This is a genomic window from Pontibacter diazotrophicus, from assembly GCF_003367245.1.
GTDB lineage: Bacteria > Bacteroidota > Bacteroidia > Cytophagales > Hymenobacteraceae > Pontibacter > Pontibacter diazotrophicus.
This window is the reverse complement of the sequence record NZ_QRGR01000031.1, coordinates 36,233-61,418: the sequence shown is the minus strand read 5'-3', so window position 1 is coordinate 61,418 and position 25,186 is coordinate 36,233. Positions and strand designations below refer to the sequence as shown.

Annotated in this window: 18 protein-coding genes and 1 pseudogene; 10 read left to right on the top strand and 9 right to left on the bottom strand. The window is 47.5% G+C overall.

The features are described 5' to 3' along the window. Positions 1-8: 8 nt before the first annotated feature. From DXT99_RS22115 to DXT99_RS28000, 3 genes and pseudogenes are all read left to right on the top strand, one after another. Positions 9-197 carry a hypothetical protein gene (locus DXT99_RS22115; protein WP_115567777.1) on the top strand — a complete coding sequence of 63 codons (189 nt, stop codon included), beginning with the start codon at positions 9-11 and terminating at the stop codon, positions 195-197. A gap of 295 nt (positions 198-492) precedes the next feature. Continuing rightward, positions 493-1,197 (top strand): annotated as a pseudogene (locus DXT99_RS28005) (ABC transporter permease); the annotation flags it as partial. Between the two features lie 63 nt (positions 1,198-1,260). Continuing rightward, positions 1,261-1,740: an ABC transporter permease gene (locus DXT99_RS28000; RefSeq protein ID WP_394851340.1), complete on the top strand. Its 480-nt coding sequence runs from the start codon at positions 1,261-1,263 to the stop codon at positions 1,738-1,740. An 88-nt stretch (positions 1,741-1,828) separates the two neighbouring features. Here the strand turns inward: DXT99_RS28000 and DXT99_RS22105 are convergent, their stop codons facing one another. Continuing rightward, positions 1,829-2,776, bottom strand: a complete 948-nt coding sequence (locus DXT99_RS22105; RefSeq protein ID WP_115567776.1) for a sugar phosphate isomerase/epimerase family protein — start codon at positions 2,774-2,776, stop codon at positions 1,829-1,831. Between the two features lie 613 nt (positions 2,777-3,389). On the opposite strand from DXT99_RS22105, the gene DXT99_RS22100 reads away from it, so the two are divergent. Beyond that, positions 3,390-4,523 (top strand): glycoside hydrolase family 43 protein, encoded by a 1,134-nt coding sequence (locus DXT99_RS22100; RefSeq protein ID WP_246000945.1) that lies wholly within the window; start codon positions 3,390-3,392, stop codon positions 4,521-4,523. Between the two features lie 234 nt (positions 4,524-4,757). Here DXT99_RS22100 and DXT99_RS22095 read toward each other — a convergent pair whose 3' ends face one another. Together DXT99_RS22095 and DXT99_RS22090 are read right to left on the bottom strand one after the other, a co-directional pair. Next, positions 4,758-5,447 (bottom strand): response regulator transcription factor, encoded by a 690-nt coding sequence (locus DXT99_RS22095; RefSeq protein WP_115567775.1) that lies wholly within the window; start codon positions 5,445-5,447, stop codon positions 4,758-4,760. After that, complete coding sequence (locus DXT99_RS22090) at positions 5,419-6,939, bottom strand: sensor histidine kinase (RefSeq protein ID WP_115567774.1); 1,521 nt, start codon at positions 6,937-6,939, stop codon at positions 5,419-5,421. Before DXT99_RS22090 ends, DXT99_RS22095 begins: the two co-directional genes overlap by 29 nt. Positions 6,940-7,168: 229 nt before the next feature. Here DXT99_RS22090 and DXT99_RS22085 point away from each other — a divergent pair, with 229 nt between their 5' ends. The 4 genes from DXT99_RS22085 to ypfJ all read left to right on the top strand — a co-directional run bounded on the left by DXT99_RS22085 (position 7,169) and on the right by ypfJ (position 13,920). Next, positions 7,169-10,120 (top strand): DUF2723 domain-containing protein, encoded by a 2,952-nt coding sequence (locus DXT99_RS22085; RefSeq protein ID WP_115567773.1) that lies wholly within the window; start codon positions 7,169-7,171, stop codon positions 10,118-10,120. Positions 10,121-10,261: 141 nt separating this feature from the next. Beyond that, positions 10,262-11,263 carry an endonuclease/exonuclease/phosphatase family protein gene (locus DXT99_RS22080; protein WP_115567772.1) on the top strand — a complete coding sequence of 334 codons (1,002 nt, stop codon included), beginning with the start codon at positions 10,262-10,264 and terminating at the stop codon, positions 11,261-11,263. A gap of 163 nt (positions 11,264-11,426) precedes the next feature. Further along, complete coding sequence (locus tag DXT99_RS22075) at positions 11,427-12,503, top strand: AI-2E family transporter (RefSeq protein WP_115567771.1); 1,077 nt, start codon at positions 11,427-11,429, stop codon at positions 12,501-12,503. A 517-nt stretch (positions 12,504-13,020) separates the two neighbouring features. After that, entirely contained in the window at positions 13,021-13,920 is a 900-nt protein-coding gene (ypfJ, locus tag DXT99_RS22070; protein ID WP_115567770.1) for a KPN_02809 family neutral zinc metallopeptidase, read from the top strand. Between the two features lie 94 nt (positions 13,921-14,014). On the opposite strand, the gene DXT99_RS22065 is transcribed toward ypfJ, so the two are convergent. The 4 genes from DXT99_RS22065 to DXT99_RS22050 all read right to left on the bottom strand — a co-directional run bounded on the left by DXT99_RS22065 (position 14,015) and on the right by DXT99_RS22050 (position 17,949). Next, on the bottom strand, positions 14,015-14,314 hold the full coding sequence (locus tag DXT99_RS22065) for a type I restriction endonuclease (RefSeq protein ID WP_115567769.1): 300 nt from the start codon (positions 14,312-14,314) through the stop codon (positions 14,015-14,017). Between the two features lie 446 nt (positions 14,315-14,760). Then, on the bottom strand, positions 14,761-17,112 hold the full coding sequence (locus tag DXT99_RS22060; protein ID WP_115567768.1) for a DGQHR domain-containing protein: 2,352 nt from the start codon (positions 17,110-17,112) through the stop codon (positions 14,761-14,763). Positions 17,113-17,303: 191 nt separating this feature from the next. After that, on the bottom strand, positions 17,304-17,696 hold the full coding sequence (locus DXT99_RS22055; RefSeq protein ID WP_115567767.1) for a GxxExxY protein: 393 nt from the start codon (positions 17,694-17,696) through the stop codon (positions 17,304-17,306). Between the two features lie 61 nt (positions 17,697-17,757). Then, positions 17,758-17,949, bottom strand: coding sequence for a hypothetical protein (locus DXT99_RS22050; protein WP_246000943.1), 192 nt, complete (start codon positions 17,947-17,949; stop codon positions 17,758-17,760). A gap of 856 nt (positions 17,950-18,805) precedes the next feature. Here DXT99_RS22050 and DXT99_RS22040 point away from each other — a divergent pair. After that, entirely contained in the window at positions 18,806-20,776 is a 1,971-nt protein-coding gene (locus DXT99_RS22040) for a sialate O-acetylesterase (protein ID WP_115567765.1), read from the top strand. Positions 20,777-20,802: 26 nt separating this feature from the next. After that, complete coding sequence (locus DXT99_RS22035; RefSeq protein ID WP_115567764.1) at positions 20,803-22,332, top strand: alpha/beta hydrolase family protein; 1,530 nt, start codon at positions 20,803-20,805, stop codon at positions 22,330-22,332. Between the two features lie 155 nt (positions 22,333-22,487). Here DXT99_RS22035 and DXT99_RS22030 read toward each other — a convergent pair whose 3' ends face one another. Together DXT99_RS22030 and DXT99_RS22025 are read right to left on the bottom strand one after the other, a co-directional pair. After that, positions 22,488-23,375 (bottom strand): dienelactone hydrolase family protein, encoded by an 888-nt coding sequence (locus DXT99_RS22030; RefSeq protein WP_115567763.1) that lies wholly within the window; start codon positions 23,373-23,375, stop codon positions 22,488-22,490. Positions 23,376-23,467: 92 nt separating this feature from the next. After that, entirely contained in the window at positions 23,468-24,604 is a 1,137-nt protein-coding gene (locus DXT99_RS22025) for an AhpC/TSA family protein (protein WP_181885218.1), read from the bottom strand. Positions 24,605-25,186 lie beyond the last annotated feature (582 nt).

Sequence of the window (25,186 nt, the reverse complement as noted above, 5' to 3'; positions counted from 1 at the left end):
TTACCGCTATGAAAATCCTTGTTCTTGTATTCACTTTATTAGGAGGCATTAGTTTCGCATATACAGAAGCCGCAAAGGAAACCAAACCAGCCTTAGTTACCCTGGATTCAGAATCAGAGCAGCCTGTGCCGCACATTACATTAGACATTGTGGAGGTTGTGCATATTCCTGAAATACAGGATTTTGCAAGATGGTAGGAGGGGAGGTGCGTAAGCATATAAAGGGCATTGCGAAAAAACCCGGCTATACCTTTTCTTGTGCTTTCACCTTTCTTCCTGACTTATGAGTCAGTATTCCAGCCAATAATGCGGCTGGCTGGAGGGCAAGCCATTTGTTGTTCTCATCACCCTGGCTGTTCTCTTTGTCGGGCTAATGCTGGTAGCCCTGCTACTAAAAAATCTTGCTTCAGGGGTGTCATATTTCGAAAAGAATTATGCTAAATGAAAAGATGGGAAGCAAGGATAAGATAGCTTTCCCCGTTCTGAACTCAAAATGATTTACCTGCGCCTGATAGTAGAAAGCATTCGGTTTGCCGTTCAGGCTCTTAAGGCGAACCTGCTTAGGACGTTTTTGTCGCTTCTAGGTGTCACGATAGGAATCTTTTCTATCACTTTAGTTTTTACGTTTTTAGACTCGCTGGAACATAATGCGCAGGCAAGCATGAGTTTTATGGGTGACAAAGTTATTTATGTTCAGAAATGGCCCTGGGATTTTTCTAACTACTCTCCCTGGTGAGAATATGACAGGCGCCCGGAGCCTACGATGCAGGAATACCGCCAACTGGAAAGAAACTCGCCTGCTGCAACAGGCGTTGCCTTTTTCGCCACCAGGAACAATACTACACTAAAGCATCTTAACAGCAGCATATCAGATATAACTTTAAATGGGATAACATTTGGCTACAAGGATGTGCTGGATTTACCCATAGCGCAAGGGCGCTATTTTGTGCATCAGGAAGCAGCTGGGGCACGAAACGTTATCATCATTGGCCATAGCGTAGCAGAGGCACTATTCGTAAACCAGAACCCGATTGGGAAACAGGTCAAAATCAGGGGGCTAAATTTTATCGTGGCCGGCGTTTTGAAAAAGCAGGGCAAGGCCATACTCGAGATGGCGCACATAGATGAGCATGCTTATATACCTTATGGTGCCTTCCGTAAGATGTTTCAGGTAGGACCCAGGGGAGTTTCAGCTACCATTCTTATAAAGGGGAGAGAGGAAGATGCCGGATTGCTGGAATTAGAGTCCGAAGCGCAGGGCATGCTGCGGAAAGTCCGTGGTCTTCGTCCGAAAGACAAAGACAACTTTGCCTTAAACCGTACGGAGATGGTAGTAAAAGTAGTAGCAGGCTTTTTTGATGCACTCAATAAAGGAGGTTGGATAATTGGAGCATTCACCTTGCTGGTAGGAGGCTTCGGGATAGCTAATATTATGTTTGTCTCCGTAAAAGAACGTACCGACATCATAGGCATTCAGAAATCGCTGGGTGCCAAGAACTATTTCATCCTCTTCCAGTTTCTGTTTGAATCCATCTTTTTGAGTGTGATAGGAGGTGGCATCGGCATATTGCTGGTTTTCCTGCTCACGCTTATTCCTCAGGATGAGATGGAAATAGTATTTTCCCTTCACAATTTAATGATAGGCTTTGGCGTATCGACCGTAATTGGCATGCTTTCAGGAGTTATTCCGGCTGTATTGGCTTCCAACCTGGACCCGGTTGTAGCCATCCGTTCCAAATAAATATAACGCAGAAAAACCGTGGAGAAGGAAAGTGGCTGTAGTGTGTACAGCCACTTTCCTTTTATATGTCCCCTGATTCACCAGCGAATCACATGCTGCGGGCCATGGATTTCATTTTAACTAAACCAGCCTGAGCTACTTTAAGCGGATCCTGGGCGTAATAATCTTTGTTGAATACCTCCAGGGATAGCACCACTGGCTTTTCTGGATTATGAATGTATTGCAGAATGCGGCTGAGCGGCGCGACGCCGTCTCCTGTATACACCCGGTCCGCATCTGTAATAGTAGCGGAAGGCGTGTTAGCCGGGTAGTCATTCACATGGAAAACCTCTATGGCAGTGTTGCCTACCAGTGGCAGGCTGTCCAGGCTGGAATCGCCCCGGTAGAGGTGGTATACATCTAGCAGTACCCTGGCGGAGGGATGGCCGCTTTCAATTGCCACGTACATCACTTCGCTCAGGCGGCTCAGGTTTTGGGAGAAACCCCACAACTCAAGTTGCGGCACTACACCTGTTTGCTCGCCCAACTCCAGAATGGCGCGGTAGCGTTCGGCAGCCCTTTTCAGGTCGAGGCTCGGGTCTTGGGTAGCCCCAACGGGTGGCGCGGCCGTACGGTGGCACCCCAATTGTGAGAGCATTTCCATTTCCCGTTTTAGCAACTCCATCCCTTTCTTTCGGGCAGTGTCGTCGTCAACAATCCATTGGGCAAAGCCGATGGCATTCTCTACTTTAAGGCCGAGGTTATCCAGCCGCTTCCGCGCCTCGGCCAGCGTACCGCCACCCTCCAGGTAAGCCTGCAGGGAATCCATCCAGATCTCAACAGAGCGAAAACCAGCTTTAGAGGCTATTTCCAGTTCCTTCACAAAGCCTAGTTTGTGGCCCTTTATCGTGCTCATGTTGAGGCAGTAGATAAAGTTTGCTCTGGGGGCAGGTTTTGCAGTTGAGGCCGCCCCAACTACTCCGGGCAGCAAGGACATTCCAGCGGTTGCACCCAATACTTTCAGGGCGTTACGGCGGCTTGTAGGTAATGCAGTCATGGCAATGTCAAAATAGGTTTGGCCTAATCAGGCACTTTAAGTTAACAATTTGCAAATCGTTTCCAATACATGTGCTACAAATCCAAATGAAGAATAAATGCAAGAAATCTCACTAACCCCTTCATAATTACCTTCATAACCATGAAACAAAACAGAGGAAAGAATCAAGGCAATACCAGGAAAAATGCTCTAAGAATTTTAATGGTAGAATCTCAAGGAAGCCTTTTTCACTGTCTTCATGCTTAACAAAGGTGCCTCAATCTAATTTCATTTATGTCGTTTTAGCAGTTACGCTATGCTTCAGGAGTAGCCGTGTACGCCACCTTTGCCTTTGATTGTGTGAGAGCCTTCCCGCGGGGGGATTTTGTTGCCCACGGAGAGGCTACGCTATTCGCAGAATTATTCGTATTTTGCCTCAACTACAGTTTGCTATCATCTTCGCGAGCCTTATGTCAGATGTGTTCTCTCCTTATTTCTGGTTGAACCCTGTGCGGAATATCACCGAAGGTATCCCCACATGACGCTGCGAAGAATAATTCGCCTGATTTTGTATGAAAGAAGTATACTTGTTAACATGAAAAATATCCTCCTTTTGTTTTTCTTTTTTTTCGGAATGTCTTTACACCCTGTGATGGCCCAGACAACACAGCGCGTTGATACGTCCAATGCCACCTTTTCAAATCCTCTGAACATACAGTTCGGAGACCCTTACGTGTTGTACAGCGGGGGTACGTATTACATGTATGGCACGGGCGGCGGAGCGGACAAGGGCTTTGCCTCTTATTCTTCAAAAGACCTGGTGAACTGGAAGAATGAGGGGCAGGTATATTTTCACGACAACAAAAATGGCTGGAGCGATCCCAATGCCGGTTGGGGCGGTGCGTATTGGGCACCTGAAGTGTACGAGTTAAATGGGAAATTTTACATGTTTTACAGTGCACAATGGAAGGTAAACCCTACAGATGAAGAAGAAAACTTCCGCATTGGGGTGGCAGTAGCCGACAAGCCAACCGGGCCTTTCATTGATATGGCCAACAAACCGGTTTTTGACCCTGGCTATCCTATTATTGATGCCAATGTGTTTTTTGATACCGATGGCAGAGCCTATTTATACTACTCCCGTGCGGCCTACAAACACCCGGTGGAGAGCCAGGTAGCTGACTGGGCCCGAGAGAAAGGATGGTTCAAGGAAATTGAAGAAAGCTGGGTGTATGGCGTTGAACTTAAACCTGATTTTTCAGGCGTTATTGGCCAGCCGGTTTTATTGCTCCGGCCGCCTGTTGACCTCAACGACAAGCAGGCCGAGTGGGAAAGCCGCTCCGTAACGGCCCGCGAAGTGAACCGCCGCTGGACGGAGGGCTCCGTCACGTTTAAAAAAGAAGGTATCTATTACATGATGTACTCGGCCAACTATTTTGGCGGCCAGCATTATGCCGTGGGGTATGCCACAGCAGCTTCGCCTTTAGGTCCTTATGAAAAAGCAGCCAATAACCCGGTGCTGCAGAAAAATACCGATGAAGGCGGTGTGGTGACGGGCACAGGGCATAACAGTATCACACATTCACCGGACGGCAAAGAAATGTTCTGCGTTTACCACGGGAGAACACTCCGAACTGGAGACGAAAGGGTGGTATTTATTGACCGCATGGAGGTGAAAGATGGAAAAATAAACGTCTTCGGTCCGACCACCACACCGCAAAAGCTCCCCTCGGGGGTAAAGACTGATAACAGCAAGGACACTCCTTGAAACGGTGAGGCTGGCAAAGCGCAAGCCATGGAAACCGCTGTAAGCTTCAGTATCAAGGGCTATAAAGTATGATGCTATCCGGCTCTGCTACTTCAAAGCAAAGCTGCTCTGCTTTATCAGGCATCCGGTTTTAAAACTTCTGATGAAGGTTATCATGTGGTGGCGAGAGTGTACGTAACGGATTAGGTTCCGGCCGGGGCGGGTACTTTTAACGGCTTTTGCCAACAGGGTTTTTTAGAAAATCAGCTTATACCCGGCGCCCCGGATGTTGAGGATTTCCACCGCAGGGTCCTTTTTCAGGTGCTTGCGCAGTTTAGAGATATACACATCCATAGAGCGGCCATTGAAGAAGCTGTCGTCCCCCCATAGTTTCAGCAAACTGGCTTTGCGGTCTAGCACCTGGTTCTTCTGCTGAACAAGCAGCCACAGCAGCTCGCTTTCGCGGTGAGAGAGCTTGCATACCAGTTCCCCGGCATACCACAGTTCCTGCTTAAGGGGGGCAAAGGTATAGGCGCCAACTGCCACTGTTTCAGGCGCTCTCTCTTCGGTGGTGTTGCCGCTTCTGCGGAGCAGCTCTTTTAGCCGCAGCACCAGTTCTTCCAGGCTGAAAGGCTTTTTGAGGTAATCGTTGCCGCCCAGTTCAAAGCCGCGCACCACATCCGCTGTCATCGACTTTGCCGTCAGGAAGAGCACTGGCGTCTGGCTGTCGGTTTTCCGTAGCTCCTCCACAAACGTGAAGCCATCCATGAGTGGCAGCATCACATCCACCACACAGATATCAAAATCAGCCTGGCGGATAGCATCAAGGCCCTGTAAGCCGTTGGCAGCGTGTGTTACCTCAAATGCTCTGCTTTGCAGGCTTTCAGATACAATTCTGGCGAGCTGCGGCTCATCTTCAAGCAACAGTACCCGGGGCTGGCTCATGCTGGTACACTGGTAGTGAAATAAGAAAAGTGGTGCCTTCCTGCACCCGGCTTTGCAGTGTGATGCTGCCGCCGTGGCGTTCTATAATTGTTTTGGCATAGCTCAGGCCAAGGCCGTAACCTTTGGTGTTGTGCGTGTTGCCGGAGGGTACCCGGAAGAACTTCTCAAATACTTTAGACTGCATTGCGGCTGGAATACCGATGCCATTGTCCTTGAGCGCAAGGATGGCGCGTCCATTCTCCTCCCGGCAACTCAGCTGCAGAACCATTGTCCCGCGGCTGTATTTTAATGCATTCTCAATGAGGTTAGAGAGCACGTTGAGCAAATGGAGTTCATCCACTTTCACAGGTACAGCCTGCGCAGGAAAATCGAATTTCACGGCAGCACCAGCTACATCCAGCTGTGGCCGGTGCTGCAGAATGGCCTGTTGTGCCAGCTGCTGCAGGGGCATCGGGCGAGGACTTAACTCCAGCTGGTCCTGCTCAAAAGCCAGGTTCTTCAAAATGCCGTCGATGAGGTGGGAGAGGCGGCCAGACTGCTGGCGTATAATCGTCAGGTATTCGTCTGCAGAGGTTTTGCTCAGGTTGAATTCCTGTATGGCTTCGGCGGCAATGCCGATGGTGGCCACCGGTGTGCGCAGCTCGTGCGTCATGTTGTTCACGAAATCATTCTTCAGCTCCGTCAGCTTTTTCTGGCGCAGAATGGTCAGTACAGTGTAGGCAAAGCAGAAGATAGTGACCGCCATCAGCACCAGGGAGCTCAGCAGCACCCATTTCATGCGCAGCAACAGAGTTTTGTTCGGGTCCGGGAAATAGGCTCTTACTTCATCGAATGGTTTTCTGAAGCCAAATTGAAATTTGCGGGTGGCATAAGAAAAAGATTCGGCATTGGCGACCTCTTTATTCTTGAAGGCCAGGCTGTGCTTTGTATGGATGCCCCTTTCGCGTAGTTCTTCTGCATACAATTGCTGCAGCCGCGCCTCATCCAGCTTCACTTCCTTGAACCACTCCTCAATCTTTTCACCCAGGCGTCTGGTGTAATAGGTGGTATATCCATCTTTCAAATTTTCCCGGATTTTCGTGTCTACAAAGCGATCGATAAAGTACTTCTTTTTCCTGAGCGTCATTGTGGCCGATTTCTCATCGAACTCCTGGTAGCCAATGGCAAACTCTACTTTATCGTTGTCAGCAACGCCATAGGAAGGGGCTTTATCACTGATTGAAAAGACAGTAAGGCCAGACAAAGAATCGATGTGGCACTTAATAACCACCAGGTTGGTGTCAGCGAGCCAGCCTTTATACTTCTCGACAATCTCGTCCTGGCGGCGCTCCATTTCATTGTCTACCGCAGCTTGCAGTGCCTCGTTTATATCGCTCTTAAAGGTTTTGGAGGCACTCTGAAATGCCTGGTAACTCCAGTAAAACTGGAACAGCAGCAGGCACAGGGTGCACACCGACATCAAAACCAAAATGTATTTTACCCGCTGCTTCATAGATCAAATATAATAATTCAGGTGCAGAGTTAGCCTGTCGTTAACACTATTTAACACTTCTTAACAAGCGTTAACGCTGTAACTGGAACAACAAAGCTTCCTTTGTTTAAATCAATCTTAAGTTAATAGGTGCCTGAAAAAATACCATTGCTGGTTGTCTTAACTCTTGCCTCATGCTTAAGCTATAGATTATTGATGTTCAACCTGCCACTATACCACATCCTAAATCATGCGAAACTACAATTTCATCAATAACCTCACAGGCTGGCTTGTGTTTCTGGTTGCCGCCACCGTTTATACCCTGACGCTGGAGCCAACCGCCAGCTTCTGGGACAGCGGCGAGTTTATTGCCTGTGCCTATAAACTGATGGTGCCGCATGCGCCCGGTGCGCCGCTTTACCTGCTGGTGGGCCGCCTCTTTTCGCTCTTTGCTGCGGATGCCTCACAGGTAGCCTGGTGGGTAAACTTCCTCTCCGGCCTGTGTAGTGCGCTTGCTTCCCTGTTCCTGTTCTGGTCTATCACCATACTTGCCCGAAAGCTACTTTGTCCATCCGGAGAGCCGCCTAAAAAAGGAAACTTGCTGTTGGTGTTAGGAAGTGGGGTAGTGGGGGCGCTCACTTATACCTTCACCGATACGGGCTGGTTTTCTGCCACTGAAACGGAGGTATATGCCATGTCGTCTTTCTTCACGGCGATTGTATTCTGGGCCATGCTGCGTTGGGAAGCAAGGGCGGGAGAGGCCGCATCAGACAAATGGCTCATCCTGATTGCCTACCTGGTGGGGCTCTCGATTGGTGTGCACCTGCTCAACCTGGTGGCCATCCCTGCACTGGCCTTCGTCTTTTACTTCCGGAAGTATTCACCTGATTTAAAGGGAGCGGCTATCACTTTCATCAGCAGCGCCGGAATCTTACTGTTCATTCTCTGGGGCGTAATTCCGGAGCTGCCTTCGCTGGCCGGAAGCATAGATGTCTTTTTTGTGAACAGCCTGGGGCTGCCTTTCGGAGCCGGTATTATCGCCTTTGTCATACTCCTGGTAAGTGCTATCCTGTATGGGTTATACTATTCGGTTCGGCACAGCAGCCGTCTGTTGAACACAGCGCTGCTTTGCTTTGTGTTTGTGCTGATAGGATATGCCTCCTATATGATGATCCCGATACGCTCCGGATACGACCCGGCGATCGACATCAACAACCCGGAGGACGTGATGAGTTTTGCGGCTTACCTGAAACGCGAGCAGTATGGCGACCGACCCTTGCTGTATGGGCCGCAGTACAATGCACAGCCGATAGGGCAGGAGGAGGGCGCGCTGCGGTATACCAAAGGCGAAGACAAGTACATCGCTTCTCCACGCATCGAGCCCATTTACGACAGCAAAGACATGGCCCTGTTGCCGCGCATTTACAGCGACAAACCGGCAGACGTGCAGGAATATAAAAAGTGGATGGACCTGCGCGAGGGGCAAAAGCCTACCTTCGGGCAGAACATCAGTTTTCTGCTGAACTACCAGTTAGGGCACATGTACTGGCGTTATTTTCTCTGGAATTTTGTCGGGCGCGAAAGCGACGTGCAGCACGCAGGGGTGCTTTGGTTCAGGGGGGACAGTAGCAGCCTGCCAGCCAGTGTGCTCCAGAATAAAGCCCGCAACTGCTTTTACCTGCTGCCCTTGCTGGTGGGGATACTAGGCCTCGTGTACCAACTGCGGAAGCGGCAACGGGATGCTTTTGTCGTGGGCCTGCTTTTTTTCTTCACAGGTATGGCCATTGCTTTATACCTGAACCAGCCGCCGGCAGAACCCCGGGAGCGCGATTACACTTTTGCGGCTTCCTTTTACGCCTTCTGCATCTGGATAGGGCTTGGGGTGCTGGCGCTGGCCGAGCTGCTGCAAAAGCTGCTTCGGAACAAAACAGTTACAGCGGGGCTGGCTTTTGCCCTGTGCCTGTCTGTTCCGGCTATTATGGCAGCAGAAAACTGGGACGACCACGACCGCTCTCATAGATATTTCTCCACGGCTTCCGCCAAACACCTGCTGGATTCCTGCGCACCCAACGCCATCCTTTTCACCTACGCCGACAACGACACCTACCCCATCTGGTATGCGCAGGAGGTGGAAGGCTACCGGACCGACGTACGGGTGGCCGTGATGACCTTTCTGAACACGGACTGGTACGTAAACCAAATGATGCAGCCAGCCCATGAAACAGAAGCATGGCCGCTGACACTGGAAAAGGAGAACTACCAGCAAGGCACCAACGATTACCTGCCTTTTGTGGAGCGCTCCCAGGTAGCGGCGGGCATTGACCTACAGCAGTTTATTCAGCTGGTAAAGGAAAACCACCCAGCCCTGCAGGTACAGTATGGCTCCGGAACTTCCATGCTTACCTTCCCTACCAAAAACTTTTACCTGGGTGTTAACAAGCAGCAGGTGAAGGAGCAGGGTTTCGTGCCACAGGAAAAGCAGGACAGCATCGTCGGCAGCATGCACCTGCAGGTAAACGTGCCTTACCTAGAAAAGCGCCACCTCGTGATTCTCGACCTGCTGAGCAGCAACAACTGGGAAAGGCCCGTGTATTTCTCCAGCACTATTCCTGTAGCAGACTATGTGGGGCTAGACAACTACTCACAGCTGGAAGGCTTTGCCTATAGAATTGTGCCGGTGAAATCGGAAAGCAAAGAGGAGCAGGGGTATGTGAACAAGGAGGTGATGTATAATAACCTGCTGCATACATTCAACTACCGCAGCCTTGACAGTGAGGCCGTTTACCTGGACGAGAACTACCTGCGCTTTGCCGCCAGCACCCGTGAAAAGTTTGCCCTGCTTGCCGAGGCTTACCTGGAGGAGGGAAATATCGCCCGAGCCAAAGAGGTAGTGGACTTCTGCTTTGCAAAAATTCCGCTCGACACAGTGCCGCCGGATATTTTCACACCCCGGTTTATACCGGTTTTAGCGGCGGTAGGAGAGCCCCGGCAGGCGGAAGCGCTGCTGGACACAATAGCCCGGGAGACACAGCATGAACTGGATTACTATTTCGCAAAAGGAGCTTTGTTTGAGCGGAAGGTGCAACTGAACATGCTGCAACTACAGAACCTGATCATCGCTGCCCAGGACAGTGGAATGCAACAGCAGGCGGTGGCACTTCAGCAGCCCTTTAGGCAATACCTCCAGCACATGCGGCAGTGAGTGGCATGTGCAGATTCGGCTATCGCTGTCCAACGTGACAAACCCAGCAGAGCTGAAGTTCTTCCTCTGAAGTGAGCTGGCGGAGAGACATCCCAACCCATTCGCCTTCCCGTACGTCCTTACAGGAAATAATGTTGAGGCATGCCTACTGTAAGACGAATTACCTTCTTTTTAGTGCTGGTGGCGGGAACCCTGCTGATAATCGCTACACTGCTTTCCCTGCTGTACGACGTGACGTACTGGTATCTTAAAGTGCTGGATTTTCCGCGGGTGCAGGTGCTTGTCGGCTTGCTCGCCTGTCTGGTATTGTTTGTTCTTGTAAACAAAGGCTGGGAACTCCCGTCTGTTTTGTTCGTGCTGGGCCTGATAGCTTCCATTGTACTGCAGGCCCGGATCATCTTGCCTTACACTCCTTTAACTGATGTTGTGGTGGAGTCTGCTGAGCCCCTCTCTGTCGAACCCGCACGGAGCTTTAGCATGTTGATAGCCAACGTTTGGATTAAAAATAACCAGGTGGAGGCTTTCCTCGACCTCGTGGCTGAATCAGACCCGGATATAGTACTGGCCATGGAGACCACCGAATGGTGGGTCAAGCACCTGGCGCCTCTCCGGGAACAGTATCCGCACAGGGTGCTCTACCCGCAGGACAACACCTACGGCATGGCCCTTTATTCTAAGCTGCCGCTAAACAACACGGAGGTTATGTTTCTCAGCCACGAGACTGTGCCTTCCATACACACAGAGGTAAGGCTCCCGGACGGCTCCTCATTTATGCTGCATGCCGTGCACCCGGTGCCTCCCAAGCCCAGTGAATACCCTGACAATATAGGGGAGGAAGAAGTGGCGCTTCTGAAAGTGGGAGAGATGGTGGCGCGAACAAAAATGCCTTCCATTGTGGCAGGAGATTTTAATGACGTGGCCTGGTCAAAGACTAACCGCCTGTTCGGCATCGAGAGCGGGCTTGGGGATGTGCGGATAGGGCGGGGGCTCTACAACACATTCGACGCTACATCCCCTGTGCTCCGGTGGCCGCTGGATCATGTCTATGTGTCGGGGGAGTTCAGGGTAGTCGACTTTGAAAGGCTTCCGCCTTTTGGCTCCGACCATTTCCCGATATATGTAGAACTGGTGATGCGGAAATGACAGAGGAAGCATCATCAGCCTTGTGAGCATGTATATACCGGCAGAAACAAAGGCAGCACAAAGCCTTAGCAGAGGCGGATACGTACAGTGGTTCTGGGGGATATTTTCGCTTGGCGGGGTATACCACTGTGGCTTCCCCTGAAAATCATGATAAAAGCCTCCCATGAACAACTCCCCCCAAAACACAGAAACCACCTCAGGTAAAGATCCCGACAGTTTCACCCGCAAGGTCCTGAAGGCGCTGGGCATTGTGCTGGGTGCGCTGCTCCTCATCATACTTATCGGCAGGGCTTTTAACGTGCTGCTGCTGATTTTTGCCGGGGTGCTCTTCGCCGTGTTCTTCAGGGGAACGGCCCATGTGTTGAGCAGCCGCACTGCCCTGTCCGGAAAATGGTCTCTGGCTATCGTGGCGGTTGGGGTGCTGGCGCTGATTACCGCCACTGTCTGGCTGCTGGCCCCGCAGGTGATCGAGCAGGTGAACGCCCTGAGCGAGGAACTGCCGAAAGCGACAGCAAACTTCAGAGACAGAGTAGCGCACTACAAGTGGGGCAGGAAACTCATAGACGAAGCTCCTACAATGGATAGTCTGCTGGAAAACAGGGGCACTTGGCTGCAGCAGAGCCTGGGTGTGCTATCCACCACCTTCGGCGTGCTGGCCGACCTGTATGTGGTGCTGTTCCTGGGGCTCTTTATTACGGCCCAGCCCGGCATCTACAGGCGTGGAATAGTACTGCTTATACCACTGCCCAGGCGGGCCCGGGCCCGGGAGGTGCTCGACACTCTGGGCTCCACACTTTACAAGTGGCTGCTGGGTAAGCTCTTCTCCATGCTGGTGGTGGGCGTCTTCACAGCCATCGGGCTATCCTTGCTGGGTATCCCGATGGCGCTGGTGCTGGGGCTACTCGCCGGCCTGCTGTCCTTTATCCCGAACTTCGGGCCGCTCATCGCCCTGGTGCCCGCCGTGATGATTGCTTTCCTGGAAGGACCCAGCCAGGCGCTCTACGTCGTGTTACTCTATGTCGGGATACAGGCAGTGGAGAGCAATATTATCACCCCGCTGGTGCAGAAAAAGATGGTGGAGATACCACCGGCCCTCATCATCATAAGCCAGCTGTTGCTGGCCATTTTCACCGGAACACTCGGCCTCATACTTGCCACCCCGATCATGGTTGTAGTGATGGTGCTGGTGAAGATGCTTTATGTGCACGATGTGCTGGGGGATGAGAACGTGGAGGTATAAGAGTTGGCATTCTCTCCCCCCGTTTCTTAAGTCTCCAACGCACTGAAACACATCCTCCTCCCTTACATACAGCCGCGCTTTTAACTTTTTCCGGTGCGGCAGGGTGTATAAGGATTCACCTGCTACAGTGATAGCAGGAGGGGCAAAATTAAAACAGTACTTGTGCGCTTGATAACTGTTAAGGTTCCTGCTGGACAAGGGAAGGACGTTGTGGGGGTGGCATTGGTGGTGAACGTTTCCCATGTGTCGGTTTACCATGCAAAGGTAGCAACTCCATAGAGAGTGGATTGGCCTTGACGCTAATTCCCGGTGATGATGGAGGCACGGTATGGGAAACAGGTAAAATAATGGTATTGACAGCTCATCTGCACACCGGTATAGGCATCCTGTTTAAATTGTATGTATCCAAGTGAAGTTGCTCCCCGTTATACCGTTCGGATATGGGTATAGGCTTTCGGTCTGGCAAGGCGGATAATATGCAAGCCCTACAATCCTTCACTTCTTTAAAACAATATTTATGAAATGGCAGGGCAGAAGAAAAAGCGGCAATATAGAAGACCGTAGAGGACAATCAGGAGGCGGTTTTGGAGGAGGCAGAGGGCTCAGTCCGATGCTGCTTATACCTTTGTTCCGGCTCCTTTTCTCGAAAGTAGGGCTGATTATTGTGGCGGTGCTGGTGGCGGTAATGTTCCTGACAGGAACCAACCCGATAGCGCTGCTGCAGCAGTTTGTGGGCGGGGAACCGCAATATACACAGTCAACCAATTACCAGCCAAGCCCGGAAGAGCAGGAACTGGCCGACCAGACGGCCGTGGTGCTGGCAGATACCGAAGATGTCTGGAACAGGATGTTAGAAGGGTACAGAGAACCTACCCTGGTGCTGTTTTCGGGGCAGGTAAACTCCGCCTGCGGTACAGCGTCCTCTGCATCTGGACCTTTTTACTGCCCCGGCGATGAAAAACTGTACATCGACTTAAGCTTTTTTGGCGAGATGGAACGCAAGCTGGGTGCTGAAGGAGACTTTGCGCAGGCCTATGTGGTTGGCCATGAGGTGGGGCACCATGTGCAGAATCTCACGGGTACGATGGAGCAGGTAAACGCCATGCGGGGCCAACTATCCGAAGTGGAATTTAATAAACTCATGGTAAGAGTAGAGCTTCAGGCTGATTTCTATGCCGGTGTGTGGGCGCATCATACCCAAAGAGCGACAGGGTTTATGGAGCCCGGCGACCTGGAAGAAGCCCTGAATGCAGCAAGTGCCATCGGTGATGACCGTCTTCAAAAGCAAGCCACAGGAAGAGTGGTGCCAGACTCCTTCACACACGGCACCTCTGCCCAAAGAGTCCGCTGGTTCAGAAAAGGCTTCGAGACAGGCGATTTGTCACAGGGTGATACCTTCAACGCCACCGAGTTATAAATAAACAGCTTAACCGCTATACACCAGTAGCAAAACAGGAAGCCTCTCCATTTCCGGAGAGGCTTTTTTTACATCCGGAAAGGTACTTGTTAAGTTATTGCACGCCATTTTCGTGGTCTTGCCCGGTTGAAAGCTTTTCGATGGTGGCGTTGGCATCGAACCGGTTCTTGAATTCGAAGAGCACCAGCGGCAGGCCGTTCACGAACAAAAGTAAATCGGGGCGATGCTTGTTTTTGCCTTCTATGCTGAACTGATTGACCACCAGGAACTCGTTCTGCGAAACAGCATCGTAGGCGATAGGGTAGAAGTGGCCAAAGTGGTCTTTGCCGGTATCGTCTTTCAACTCTTTTAGTCCATCTCTGAATTTACCATCAGCAAGATCTCTATACTGCACCTGAGTTGATTATATTTTATATTTTTCAACTGCTACCTCTTTTTCTACTAACTGCTACGTGAAATGGTAAAACAATACTAAACTTAGGCATTGTTGCTATACGAAATAGCTTTTATTAATCTGCTGTACGTTCGCCTCTGAACTCAACAGGCGTACGTACAGGGGCTGAGGTGGAGTAGAGTACAGTAGGTAAGAATGTATGATAGCCACGCAAGGTTTAGTCTGCTTGGCTATCATCTAATGTAATTACAGTACTAAATCAATGAGAATTTTCCAAAGTATATAGAGGGCGTCACAACTTATCGGAATTTAGTATTGTTTATATTTGACCTCACCATACAGCTCGAAAGCTTTATGTAAAAGGTTGCTTCTGGTATTTCACATTCCCAATAAGTTGTGACGCTGTCTTTAAAAGTAATGGAGTAACTAAATAATCTTTTAAAAGATCAATTGTAGAAATGGCTATGTATTTTTTCAATAAAGTTGACCTCTTCCTTATTCAACCTCTTTTCTTTAGTTCCTTCATGTGCCCACAAGTTTCTGTATGAGTTAAAGAATGAAATCCATTTTAAAGATTTTGACTTGCTACCCAACCCTTCACCAACATCTATGGCAAAATCCTTTTCAAAAGTCTTAAAATCACCGTTTTTCTGTTCGGGGAGCTTGGTCCAATATTTTTCAATTATAGTTTTGTAATCATTTATGTTAAACATTTCTGTCCAATGAACGGTTTTTCTTCCTAATCCTTCCTTATAATGCTTCTCCATCTCTTGTTCTGCTCTATTCTGACATTCGCGTTTAATACTGTTAATTTCTAATTCCCAATCCTCAACATAGATAGTCTTCATCTTATTGAGCACAAGAGCTTTCATTTTTTTCTCAATTTCTACACCTAATGTTCGACCTTTGTTCTGTAGCTCCTCATCTTGCCTCTCATTCCAATCAATAAGTTCTGTAGGGTAGTAATCAAGGTGAGATTTATTAATTATACTTTGAAAGAACCTCAGCCACTTTATATCTGCTCCTGCACCAAGTAAACTTAATTGCTTTTCTTTTTCATCATCAGTCATTTTATTTCTTAAATACTCAAGTAATGAAGATAAATAGCTTTTGATTAAGGTAAAGCGTACATCGATATCAGTATCTTTATTGATTAGTGCTTTGTCAATCAAGTGTCTGTGTAAGTTTCCTATAAGGCAGATAAAAGCAAAAGTTCCTCTATTAGAAAATATAAATGAACTTTCAGCGTAATAAATGTCAGAGTAATCTTGTTCTACAAAATCATAACATAGAGTTAATAGACTAACAATTCTTTTTTGGCAACTATACATTTCTTTATTATGGTCATGATTAGATACATTATAAAGAGAGTATTTTATAGCATTTTCAGAAAAATGATTACCCTTTGCACTAGGTAATAAATCACTATATGACAGCGCTGTTGAAAATGGTTTGAAAGCTAATACTGCTTTGTCTTCTCCTACAGAAATTTTTTCAAACAATGGACTTGACTGAGAATTAGCAAGTTTTTTGATAATTGATGATCTTAAGGCTTTTATTCTTGAATCTGCTCTATCAGAATTCCAATACAAATCTTCTTCTAAGTCTAATCTTAAACTCGGGCTAACTGCTTTTTGATTTTCATTGATGTCCATGAAGATCTTCAATTGCTCACTAGTATCTAAATTATCAAAGGCTACAACAGGAATTGTGTTAGAGTTTTTATAATTAGAATTAGCATATCCATATACTCTGTGTTGGCCATCTATGATATAGGCTATGCCATAGCTATTAGGAACCTTTAAAGTACCAAAGCAAGAGTTAGATGCTGAGGCTTTTGAACTAGCTTCAAACTGTATCTTATGCTTCTTATTACTGAAGTTTATTATTATTGAGTTTGGGAAATAACCTCCTTCGTCTATAAATTTAGTTATTCCTGATAGCCTACTAGGTACCAGTAATCTTTGATATGTTGGCAGTTCAGATTCATTAACTTTTGTTCTATGCAAAATGAATCCCATTTTAAGTAATAGCGATGGTTCTAGTGAAAACATATAGTATGATTTAGTGCCCATCTCTCCCTTGATTGCTGGTATTTCGATTCTGTCTTTACTAATCAATTCATTCTTAAACACTAGGCCTAAAAATTGATAAAATGCTACTCCTTTATAATTCTTAATTAAGCTATTTATATAATTGAAAATGTTGTTGTTATAGAGAAAAGAATTTGTTGAATTAAATCTTTTCATGTCTTCACTATCCTTATCAATTCTCAGATTCCTTGTCGCAAAAACATATTTAATTTTAAGATTTCTCCCATAAATTTGATGTAATACTTTTTTAAACCCATCTAGGCGAAGACCAAGTAGTTCAAATTCATCTTTATAACTTGGCGCTTTTTTGAACTTTTCACTTGATTTGCACTCAATAATGAAGGCTGTATCATTATTTATTGCTATTACGTCAATTTGTTTTTTGTCATTGCTGTTATTACTAAAATACAAACTTAAACTTTCGTCAAAGTTCATTGTTCTGTAACCTAGCTCATAAAACTGACACCAAACATCATCCTCAAATTGTTTAGAATGAGATCTAGGCTTACGTAATTTTGTTTTAGTTTTTAATGGTTTAGTGTATTCTTCCCATCCAACTTTTATATAGCTATCAACTAAAGAATGATCTATACTTATAGTTTGATGACTATTCTTTTTGGCTTTATAAACTTTCCCTAAAAATGATAAATCACTAGTTATTTTTTTCTCAATCTCTATAACTTTAGTTTGATCAATAAAAGCCATTTTAGTTGCAGTTAGTAATGTTATAAGTTATTTAAAATCAGTTCAGAAAATTTACATAGTTTAGCTTTCTCCCGAATCCGCTTCTCCAGCAGAGCCCTTTAGTCTGAATTTGGATTTTTGGGATTATTGAATTTATGGATTTAAGATTTTGCTTTCTAATCTTTTCATCCATAAATCTGACAAATCCCAATTCAGACACGTTTATTCAGCGGGTGGCGCAGCCTTTTTACTTCCAGGCTTTTTGCTCCGAAGTTCAGCAACAAGCCTATATCTAATTTGTAAGCTATCAGGTAATTAAGGCCTTGGGCAAGATGAACATCTTCCAGCTTTACCAGCGCCTTTAGTTCTACCAGTACTTTGTTTTCAACCAGGAAATCAACCCGTCTGCTGCCTATTTCTATCATATCATAAAAAATAGGCATCTCCAGTTCTCTTGCAAAGCTAAGCTGCGCCTTTTCTAATTCAATGGCCAGCGCTCTTTGGTAGATTACTTCCTGAAAGCCATTGCCAAGCGTGCCGTGTACCTTCATCGAACACCCGATAATCCTGTAGGTCAGTTCGTCTTCAATCTTTTCCTTTTCCATGTGCTGTTGTCTGAATTTGGATAAGCGGGATTTTTAGATTATTGGAATCTTTTTTTATTCTTCACTTATTCTCCTGAAATCCATTCATCTGACGAATCCCAATTAAGACAGTAAATCCAATCCCCTCCAGATTCTCCCGAATCCGCTTCTCCAGCAAGGCACTTTCCTCAAACTGAGTCGCCAGTTCAGTGGTCAGCAGCTTCATCTTCTCTTCGAAGGGAACACCGTCGTCTTCCTCGGCTTCGGAGCCCACGTAGCGGCTCGGTGTTCGGCTACAGCATCAAGCAATACTTTGGCGGCGTTCCAGAGTATGTTTCCTAAATCTAGCTGCTGGCGTATTGGTTTTGGCATGTAATTTACTCGGTGTTTAAACAGAAGCATAAGGTAGTGAATTTACCATTAAATGCAGGGGAGGTGATATAGAAATATTATAATGTTCTAAAGAACAGGTAACCCAACGGGACTTTAAACGCTGCTTAATGTGTTCCTGTCATTGTCTCTGTTTCAGGGAGGGGAGCGCATGAAACCTGCAGCTGATGTTAATGTTTTAACTCAGCTATTGCTGATTTTTAATTACAATTTTGTTTTTACTAAGCTTTTAGTAAAATATTCAGCCTGGATTTCTTTACTTTGGACTATTTAATAAAAGTTGCGATGAGCACATTTCACTGTTTCGCTACCATTGAAAACCCACCCCTGCCCCTCCAGGGAGGGGAATTTCGGCCTACAAGTAAGACTCCCCTCCCTGGAGGGGTTAGGGATGGGTTCATTCAACTGCAAAGGAACAATCGCGACTTGAGTTATATAATAACCGACATTACGCAAAAGTCCCTGCGGGACGACCTGTCGATAGAAAAAGAGTCTAACTGTTTTTTAGCTCCAGCGGAGCGACCTGTTGATGATATTTTTACAGGCCGCTCCGCTGGAGCTAAGGGCGGGTTCTGGATATCAGGCTATTAACAGGTCGTCCCGCCGGGACTTGAAAAAAAACTATGTCTGGTGTTGCCTAATGTCTTTAATAAGCAACAAAAAGGGGCAATAGCGGCACTATTTGTGAGTTAGATAATGGCCTGGCTTGCTCATTTGTAACTTTTACCATAATCACTTTTATGTATCACAAACAGATAAAGATTGATAAATTAAAATTTGCCGGGCTCCTGGCCCTGTGTCTTTTTCAATTTTCAGCATTCAAAGCCCTGGGCCAGGTGAAGCTGCCGGAGCTCATCAGTGATGGCATGGTGCTGCAAAGAAATGCGAAAACGAAAGTATGGGGATGGGCAGCAGCCGGCGAAAAGGTAACGGTAAAATTCAACCGCAAAACGTACAGGGCCACTGCCGATGCCAACGGAGATTGGGCAATAACCCTTGCTCCTATAAAAGCAGCCGGTCCTTATACCATGGACATCACAGCCAGCAACCAGATTACCATTAAAGATATAGTGGCAGGGGATGTTTACCTGGTTTCGGGGCAGTCGAACATGGTGCACCAGATGTCGCTGCATAACATAACCTACGCCGATGATATTGCCACTGCCAACTACCCGCAGATAAGGCATTTCTGGATTCCTACCACAACCAATCTGGAAGGCCCCGCGCAGGATTTGCCACCCGGATCGTGGAAATCAGCGAACCCGGAGGATGTTAACAATTTCTCGGCAGTCGCTTATTTCTTCGCCCGGAAACTGTACAATGAATACAAGATTCCGATTGGCTTAATTAATGCAAGTGTCGGCGGCACCCCTATAGAGGCCTGGATGAGCGAAGAAGGACTGAAGGACTTTGATACGGCACTGGCTGCGATAGATAGAAACAGAGACACCAGCTACGTGAATTCTTTCAGGCGTCAGGCGCAGGCAGCTGCCAATGCTAACAAACAAAAAGCAGAGCAGGACAAGGGGCTGACGGGGGAAGTGAAATGGTACGAAACCGCTTACGAACCCAAAGGCTGGCGAAACATCAATATTCCCGGTTATTGGGAGGACCAGGGCATCAAAGACCTGAACGGTTCTGTCTGGTATCGCCGCGAACTGGACGTGCCTGCCTCCATGGCCGGTGTGCCGGCAAAAGTATTCCTGGGCAGAATTGTAGATGCTGATGTTTTATACATCAACGGAGAACAGGTGGGCAATACCACCTATCAGTACCCGCAGCGGCGGTACAGCCTGCCGGCAGGCGTTCTGAAGCCAGGTAAAAACACATTTGTGATACGGGTGCAGAACTTTGGCGGTAAAGGCGGGTTTGTGCCCGACAAGCCTTATTACATAGAAGCCAACAACCAGACCCTTGACCTGAAGGGAACCTGGCAGTACAAAGTAGGAGAGGTATACCGTCCGGTTAGCGGGAGCGTTGGTGGTGGATTCAGCGCGCAAAACCAGCCAACGGCTTTATACAACGCCATGGTGGCACCGGCTACAGATTACACTCTGAAAGGCATACTGTGGTACCAGGGAGAAAGTAATGCCGGCAACCCGACGGAATATAAAAAGCTGCTGCCCGCCTTAATCAGCGATTGGCGAAATAAGTTTGAGCAAGGCAATTTACCTTTTCTTTATGTGCAACTTCCGAACTTTATGGAGGTAAACTACCTGCCTTCGGAAAGTAATTGGGCGCTAATGCGGGAGGCTGCCCTCCAGACCTTGTCGGTGCCAAACACCGCCATGGCCGTGACCATTGACCTGGGAGAGTGGAATGACATCCACCCGGACAATAAAAAAGACGTAGGAGAGCGCTTAGCGCTTGCTGCGCAGAAATTGATTTACAACGATAAAAAAGTGGTTTCTTCTGGCCCGCTTTTTCAATCTGCTGAAATCGATGAAAATGAAATCATTCTCAGCTTTACGAATGTGGGGAGTGGGTTAATTTCTAACGATGAAGAAGAACTGAGCTGGTTCGCCATAGCCGGAGCCGACAAGGAATTTGTATGGGCCAATGCCAGAATTGAGGGAGACAAGGTAGTGGTGTGGAGCGATGAAGTGCCGGAGCCAAAATATGTGCGTTACGCCTGGGCCGATAACCCCGATGGCGCCAACTTATACAACAAAGAAGGTTTGCCGGCTTCTCCTTTCCGTACCGATAAATAGATTTCAAACGCTTTCATCAACACCCCATGAAAAAGGCAATTTACGTACTGTTTGCCCTGGCAATGGCCTCGGCTCCGGCCTCTGCCCAGCAGGCAACCGCCAGCGCCGGTACTACCTATCCGGCGGTCGTCGATTTTACCGCTCAGCAGGATCATCAGCACATGATGCAGCAGCTGGGCATTAAAGCGCTGCGGCCCGGGCCCAGCGGAGACGAGTCGGCACCCAATCACGCCAACTACGATGAAGCGCTGGCTAACCCGTATCCCAACCTGCCGGAACTGCTGACCCTGAAGAACGGCAAGAAGGTAACTACACCGGAGATGTGGTGGAAGAAGCGGCGACCCGAGATTGTGGAGGAGTTTGAGCGGGAGGTATTCGGGCGGGTGCCGGAGAATGTGCCGCAGGTCACCTGGAAAACCCTTATTTCAGAACGGGAATATGTGGGCTGGATACTGGTAAATGCAAAACAACTGGTGGGGCAGGTAGATAACTCAGCCTATCCTTTGCTAGACGTAAAGATAAATATGACAGTCGTGACACCAGCCAACGCCAAGGGGCCGGTGCCGGTGTTAATGATGTTTGGGCGCAGCGCGTTGCCAGCCCCGGCGCAGCCGCCTAAGGAAAGCCTCGAAAAAGTAAACGCTGCCCTGAAGGAGCTGCTGGTAAAGGCTGATCCTTCGCTCCGGGAGGTGTTTGAGCAGTATCCGGCTTATAACCCCATTGCATCCCAGGCTCCCACTTTTGGCCCTCCACCGGCTGGTGACCCGCCTACTCCGCAGCAACTGCTGGCGGCAGGCTGGGGCTATGCTTTAATTGAGCCGGGCAGCATACAGGCTGACAATGGTGCGGACCTCACCAAAGGCATCATTGGCCTGGTGAACAAAGGGCAACCCCGCAAACCCGACGACTGGGGCGCACTAAGGGCATGGGCCTGGGGCGCTTCGCGCGGACTGGATTACCTGGAAACAGATCCGGCGGTAGATGCCAAACATGTAGGTATAGAAGGCGTGTCGCGGTTTGGCAAGGCGGCACTGGTGGCCATGGCATTTGATCAGCGGTTTTTTACGGCCCTGGTTGGCTCTTCCGGAGAGGGCGGTGCCAAGTTGCACCGGCGCAATTTCGGTGAAGCCGTGGAAAGCCTGACCAGTAGCGGAGAGTACCATTGGATGGCAGGTAACTTCCTGAAGTATGGAGCCTCGGAGGCTACTTTCGGCAATAAAAACGCGAATGATATCCCGGTAGATGCGCATCAGCTTATTGCCTTATGCGCCCCGCGTCCTACTTTTATAAGTTATGGCATACCCGAAAAAGGCGATGCGAAATGGCTGGACCAGCAGGGGAGTTACATGGCCACTGTAGCGGCCGGCCCGGTGTTTCAGCTTTTAGGGGCCCGGGACCTGGGCGTAGGCCACGATTACAAGACGGCTAAAATGCCCGGGGTAAACGTCAGTTTGCTGGACGGGGAGCTGGCATGGCGGCAACACGATGGCGGCCATACCGATGCCCCCAACATCAAGTACTTTATTCCATGGGCTGATAGGTTCATAAAAAAGTAAACCAGCCTAAGCCCCTCAAAACTAGAAACAAGTAGCAAGAACTATTAAAAGCTCCTGCTACTTGTTTCTTGTTTTGAGGGTAAACATCAGGTAAGCACATAGACTGATGTCTTGCCAGTTCTTCTCTTTAGCAAGAAGGTAGAACCATTTAATCGTTACTTCAACTTCTCATTGAAAAAATCAATCGTACGCTGCCAGGCAAGTTCTGCCGCTGCTTTGTCATAGCGGGGTGTAGTGTCGTTATGAAAGCCATGGTTTGCATTGGCATACATGTAAGCGGTATATTCTTTGTCATGCTCTTTTAATGCAGCTTCATACGCTGGCCAACCCTCATTCACACGGGTATCCAGTTCTGCAAAGTGCAAGAGGAGGGGAGCCTCAATTTTAGGAACATCCTCACTTGCCGGCTGACCTCCATAAAAAGGAACGGCTGCCGCCAGATCCGGAACTTGTACTGCCATCATGTTAGCAACCCACCCACCAAAGCAAAAACCTACAACACCAACTTTACCATTACAACTTTCGTGGTTTCGCAGATAGTCATGTGCAGCTATAAAATCTTGCAGCATTTCATTTCTGTCCCGTTTGCTTTGCATTGCACGGCCTTCATCGTCGGTACCCGGATAGCCGCCTAATGGCGTTAAAGCATCAGGAGCAATCGAAATAAAGCCTGCCAGCGCTGCCCGCCTTGCCACATCTTCAATGTATGGGTTCAATCCCCGGTTTTCATGAACAACGACAATGCCTCCCAGCTTCTTTTGGGTATCAGCAGGCATTGACAATAACGCTTTCATTGTTCCGCCACCTTTTTCAGACTGATACTGGATATACTCTGATTTTAAGCGAGGGTCATCTGCTTTCACCTGAATGGAGCCCTTGTAATTAGGCATGAGAAAACTCATCAGTGACGCTACTGTAAGCCCTCCCACTGCATAGGTGGAAAGCTTTTGCACAAACTCGCGCCTGTTAACCCGGTTGTGCGCATAGTCATCGTAAAGGTCAAATACTTCCTGTTTAATGTCTTCTTTTTTGATTTCGTCCATGTTCGTCTGTGTACGTTTTAGCTTATGTTTATTTGAGTGGCTCTACATTACAGGGCATTATTATATACCTCATATACTATGAGTTATAGCTTTTATTTACTTGCTAAATTCTTTCGGATAGCCGCATTTATTTCTTTTATATTGTTTTCGTTGTAGCCCAGTATTTTCAGAACTTCTTTGCCTGAATTGTCAGTTAGCACGATAAACGGAATAGCCGAAAAATTAAACTGCTGTTGAACTGACTCCATTTGTTCTTTCGAGACAATATACTGTTGCCAGTCCATCTTTTCCTGTGTCAAAGCCTTTCGCCAACTGCTGGTGTCTCTGTCTATAGAGATACTGACCAGGTTCAGGCCCTTATCTTTGAAGGTATGATTTATCTCTTTTAAAGCTGGTATTTCCTGGCGGCAAGGGCCGCACCAGCTGGCCCAGAACACTAACAAATTCATCCGGGCGTCGGGGCTCAGGATTCTCTGTTTTTCATTCATAGCGTTGGTGAGGAGCAGATTGGGATAGGGCTTGTTCGGAGAGGGCATGTTGGCAAGGTAGCTGTAGAACTTCTTCCCGGTGCTTGAATTCAGAACGTCTTTATCGAAAAGAGACAAAAAACTGTTCAGCTCTTTTTGTGTATAGGCTTCTTTGTTCTGGTAAATTTCTGATAACAAGAAGTATGAATCAGGATGCTGCTTAATGGTTTTCATGAAATAGCTTAGCCTGGCTAGCCTCTTTGCGGAGTCAGGAACATCAAGGCTGCCGAAGCCTTTGTTCATGAATTTCTGGTACAGCATGTTGTCTTTCCCACCGGTAATCAGGTGAAACGTCCACATCACCGGAGTATTGGGAGTACTTGGATCCGCTATTATTTTCGTGTTTTCTCTTCCCTGAAAAAAAGCCGAAATTCCAGCTTTCTTTTTTACGCTTGATTGGTAGGTGTTCAGAAAGGCTATTTGTCTTATCATGTTGTTTTCAACAAATGTACTATCACGATAATGGATACTTGCCAGAAACGGCACAAAGGAAGCGTCAGGTTTTAACACAAATTTAAAGTGTCCGTTTACAACTTCAGTAGAATCCACGATCTCTTTAGGGTCGTGCGCATGGGTGAGGTATACCTTTCCATCCGGGACTACATTTACAAAGCCCTCAATCAATATTTCATCGGGCTTTTCCTGCCTTGAACAGGCCGCCAACACCAATAAAATGGCTATCAATCTTACTGATGTTTTCATGTTGTTTGCTTTATAAATGAGGCTAACCATACCTTTATTATGGGAACGCCATACGCAGCGAAATTGTATTTGTCAGCCTCAGTGAATTTTTGTTCTTGATAGGGCTGGATGTTATAAATAAACCATTTGCATTTAAATCCGGTGTTGGAGTTTACTGATTCGGATTATCGTAACCAGCTTCTTCAATGTAATAATTTTTAGGAGAATATCAGCCTCTTGCCTTCTGATTCAGCGGGAGAGACATAGGGATTTATAGAGCTGAGGGTGTGGCCGCTGCAAAGCTCTGTTTCTGCATACATAATCCTAATCACAGTTTCTTGCAGAGACGAAAACCTGAAACAGCTGCTCAGGCTCTGCTCTACGTCAGTTGTGTAAGTCTGTATTATTTCCGATAGTATTTTATCACTACACTATTATATAATGTATTGATTTAAATTAGTATATTTATAATATAACCCATTAAGATGAAAGTTTAGTCAAAACTTGTATATGAAAGCAACAGGCATGATTCTGCAATTTATTCTTTTATACAACATGCCTAAGCCAAACAATTATTTAATGTTCAATAACTTATGTCTCATG

Excerpts from the sequence above, each read along its gene's own strand:
- DXT99_RS22115 (WP_115567777.1), top strand. The coding sequence starts at position 9 with ATGAAAATCCTTGTTCTTGTATTCACTTTATTAGGAGGCATTAGTTTC.
- DXT99_RS28000 (WP_394851340.1), top strand. The coding sequence starts at position 1,261 with ATGCTGCGGAAAGTCCGTGGTCTTCGTCCGAAAGACAAAGACAACTTT.
- DXT99_RS22105 (WP_115567776.1), bottom strand. The coding sequence starts at position 2,776 with ATGACTGCATTACCTACAAGCCGCCGTAACGCCCTGAAAGTATTGGGT.
- DXT99_RS22100 (WP_246000945.1), top strand. The coding sequence starts at position 3,390 with ATGTCTTTACACCCTGTGATGGCCCAGACAACACAGCGCGTTGATACG.
- DXT99_RS22095 (WP_115567775.1), bottom strand. The coding sequence starts at position 5,447 with ATGAGCCAGCCCCGGGTACTGTTGCTTGAAGATGAGCCGCAGCTCGCC.
- DXT99_RS22090 (WP_115567774.1), bottom strand. The coding sequence starts at position 6,939 with ATGAAGCAGCGGGTAAAATACATTTTGGTTTTGATGTCGGTGTGCACC.
- DXT99_RS22085 (WP_115567773.1), top strand. The coding sequence starts at position 7,169 with ATGCGAAACTACAATTTCATCAATAACCTCACAGGCTGGCTTGTGTTT.
- DXT99_RS22080 (WP_115567772.1), top strand. The coding sequence starts at position 10,262 with ATGCCTACTGTAAGACGAATTACCTTCTTTTTAGTGCTGGTGGCGGGA.
- DXT99_RS22075 (WP_115567771.1), top strand. The coding sequence starts at position 11,427 with ATGAACAACTCCCCCCAAAACACAGAAACCACCTCAGGTAAAGATCCC.
- ypfJ (WP_115567770.1), top strand. The coding sequence starts at position 13,021 with ATGAAATGGCAGGGCAGAAGAAAAAGCGGCAATATAGAAGACCGTAGA.
- DXT99_RS22060 (WP_115567768.1), bottom strand. The coding sequence starts at position 17,112 with ATGGCTTTTATTGATCAAACTAAAGTTATAGAGATTGAGAAAAAAATA.
- DXT99_RS22055 (WP_115567767.1), bottom strand. The coding sequence starts at position 17,696 with ATGGAAAAGGAAAAGATTGAAGACGAACTGACCTACAGGATTATCGGG.
- DXT99_RS22040 (WP_115567765.1), top strand. The coding sequence starts at position 18,806 with ATGTATCACAAACAGATAAAGATTGATAAATTAAAATTTGCCGGGCTC.
- DXT99_RS22035 (WP_115567764.1), top strand. The coding sequence starts at position 20,803 with ATGAAAAAGGCAATTTACGTACTGTTTGCCCTGGCAATGGCCTCGGCT.
- DXT99_RS22030 (WP_115567763.1), bottom strand. The coding sequence starts at position 23,375 with ATGGACGAAATCAAAAAAGAAGACATTAAACAGGAAGTATTTGACCTT.
- DXT99_RS22025 (WP_181885218.1), bottom strand. The coding sequence starts at position 24,604 with ATGAAAACATCAGTAAGATTGATAGCCATTTTATTGGTGTTGGCGGCC.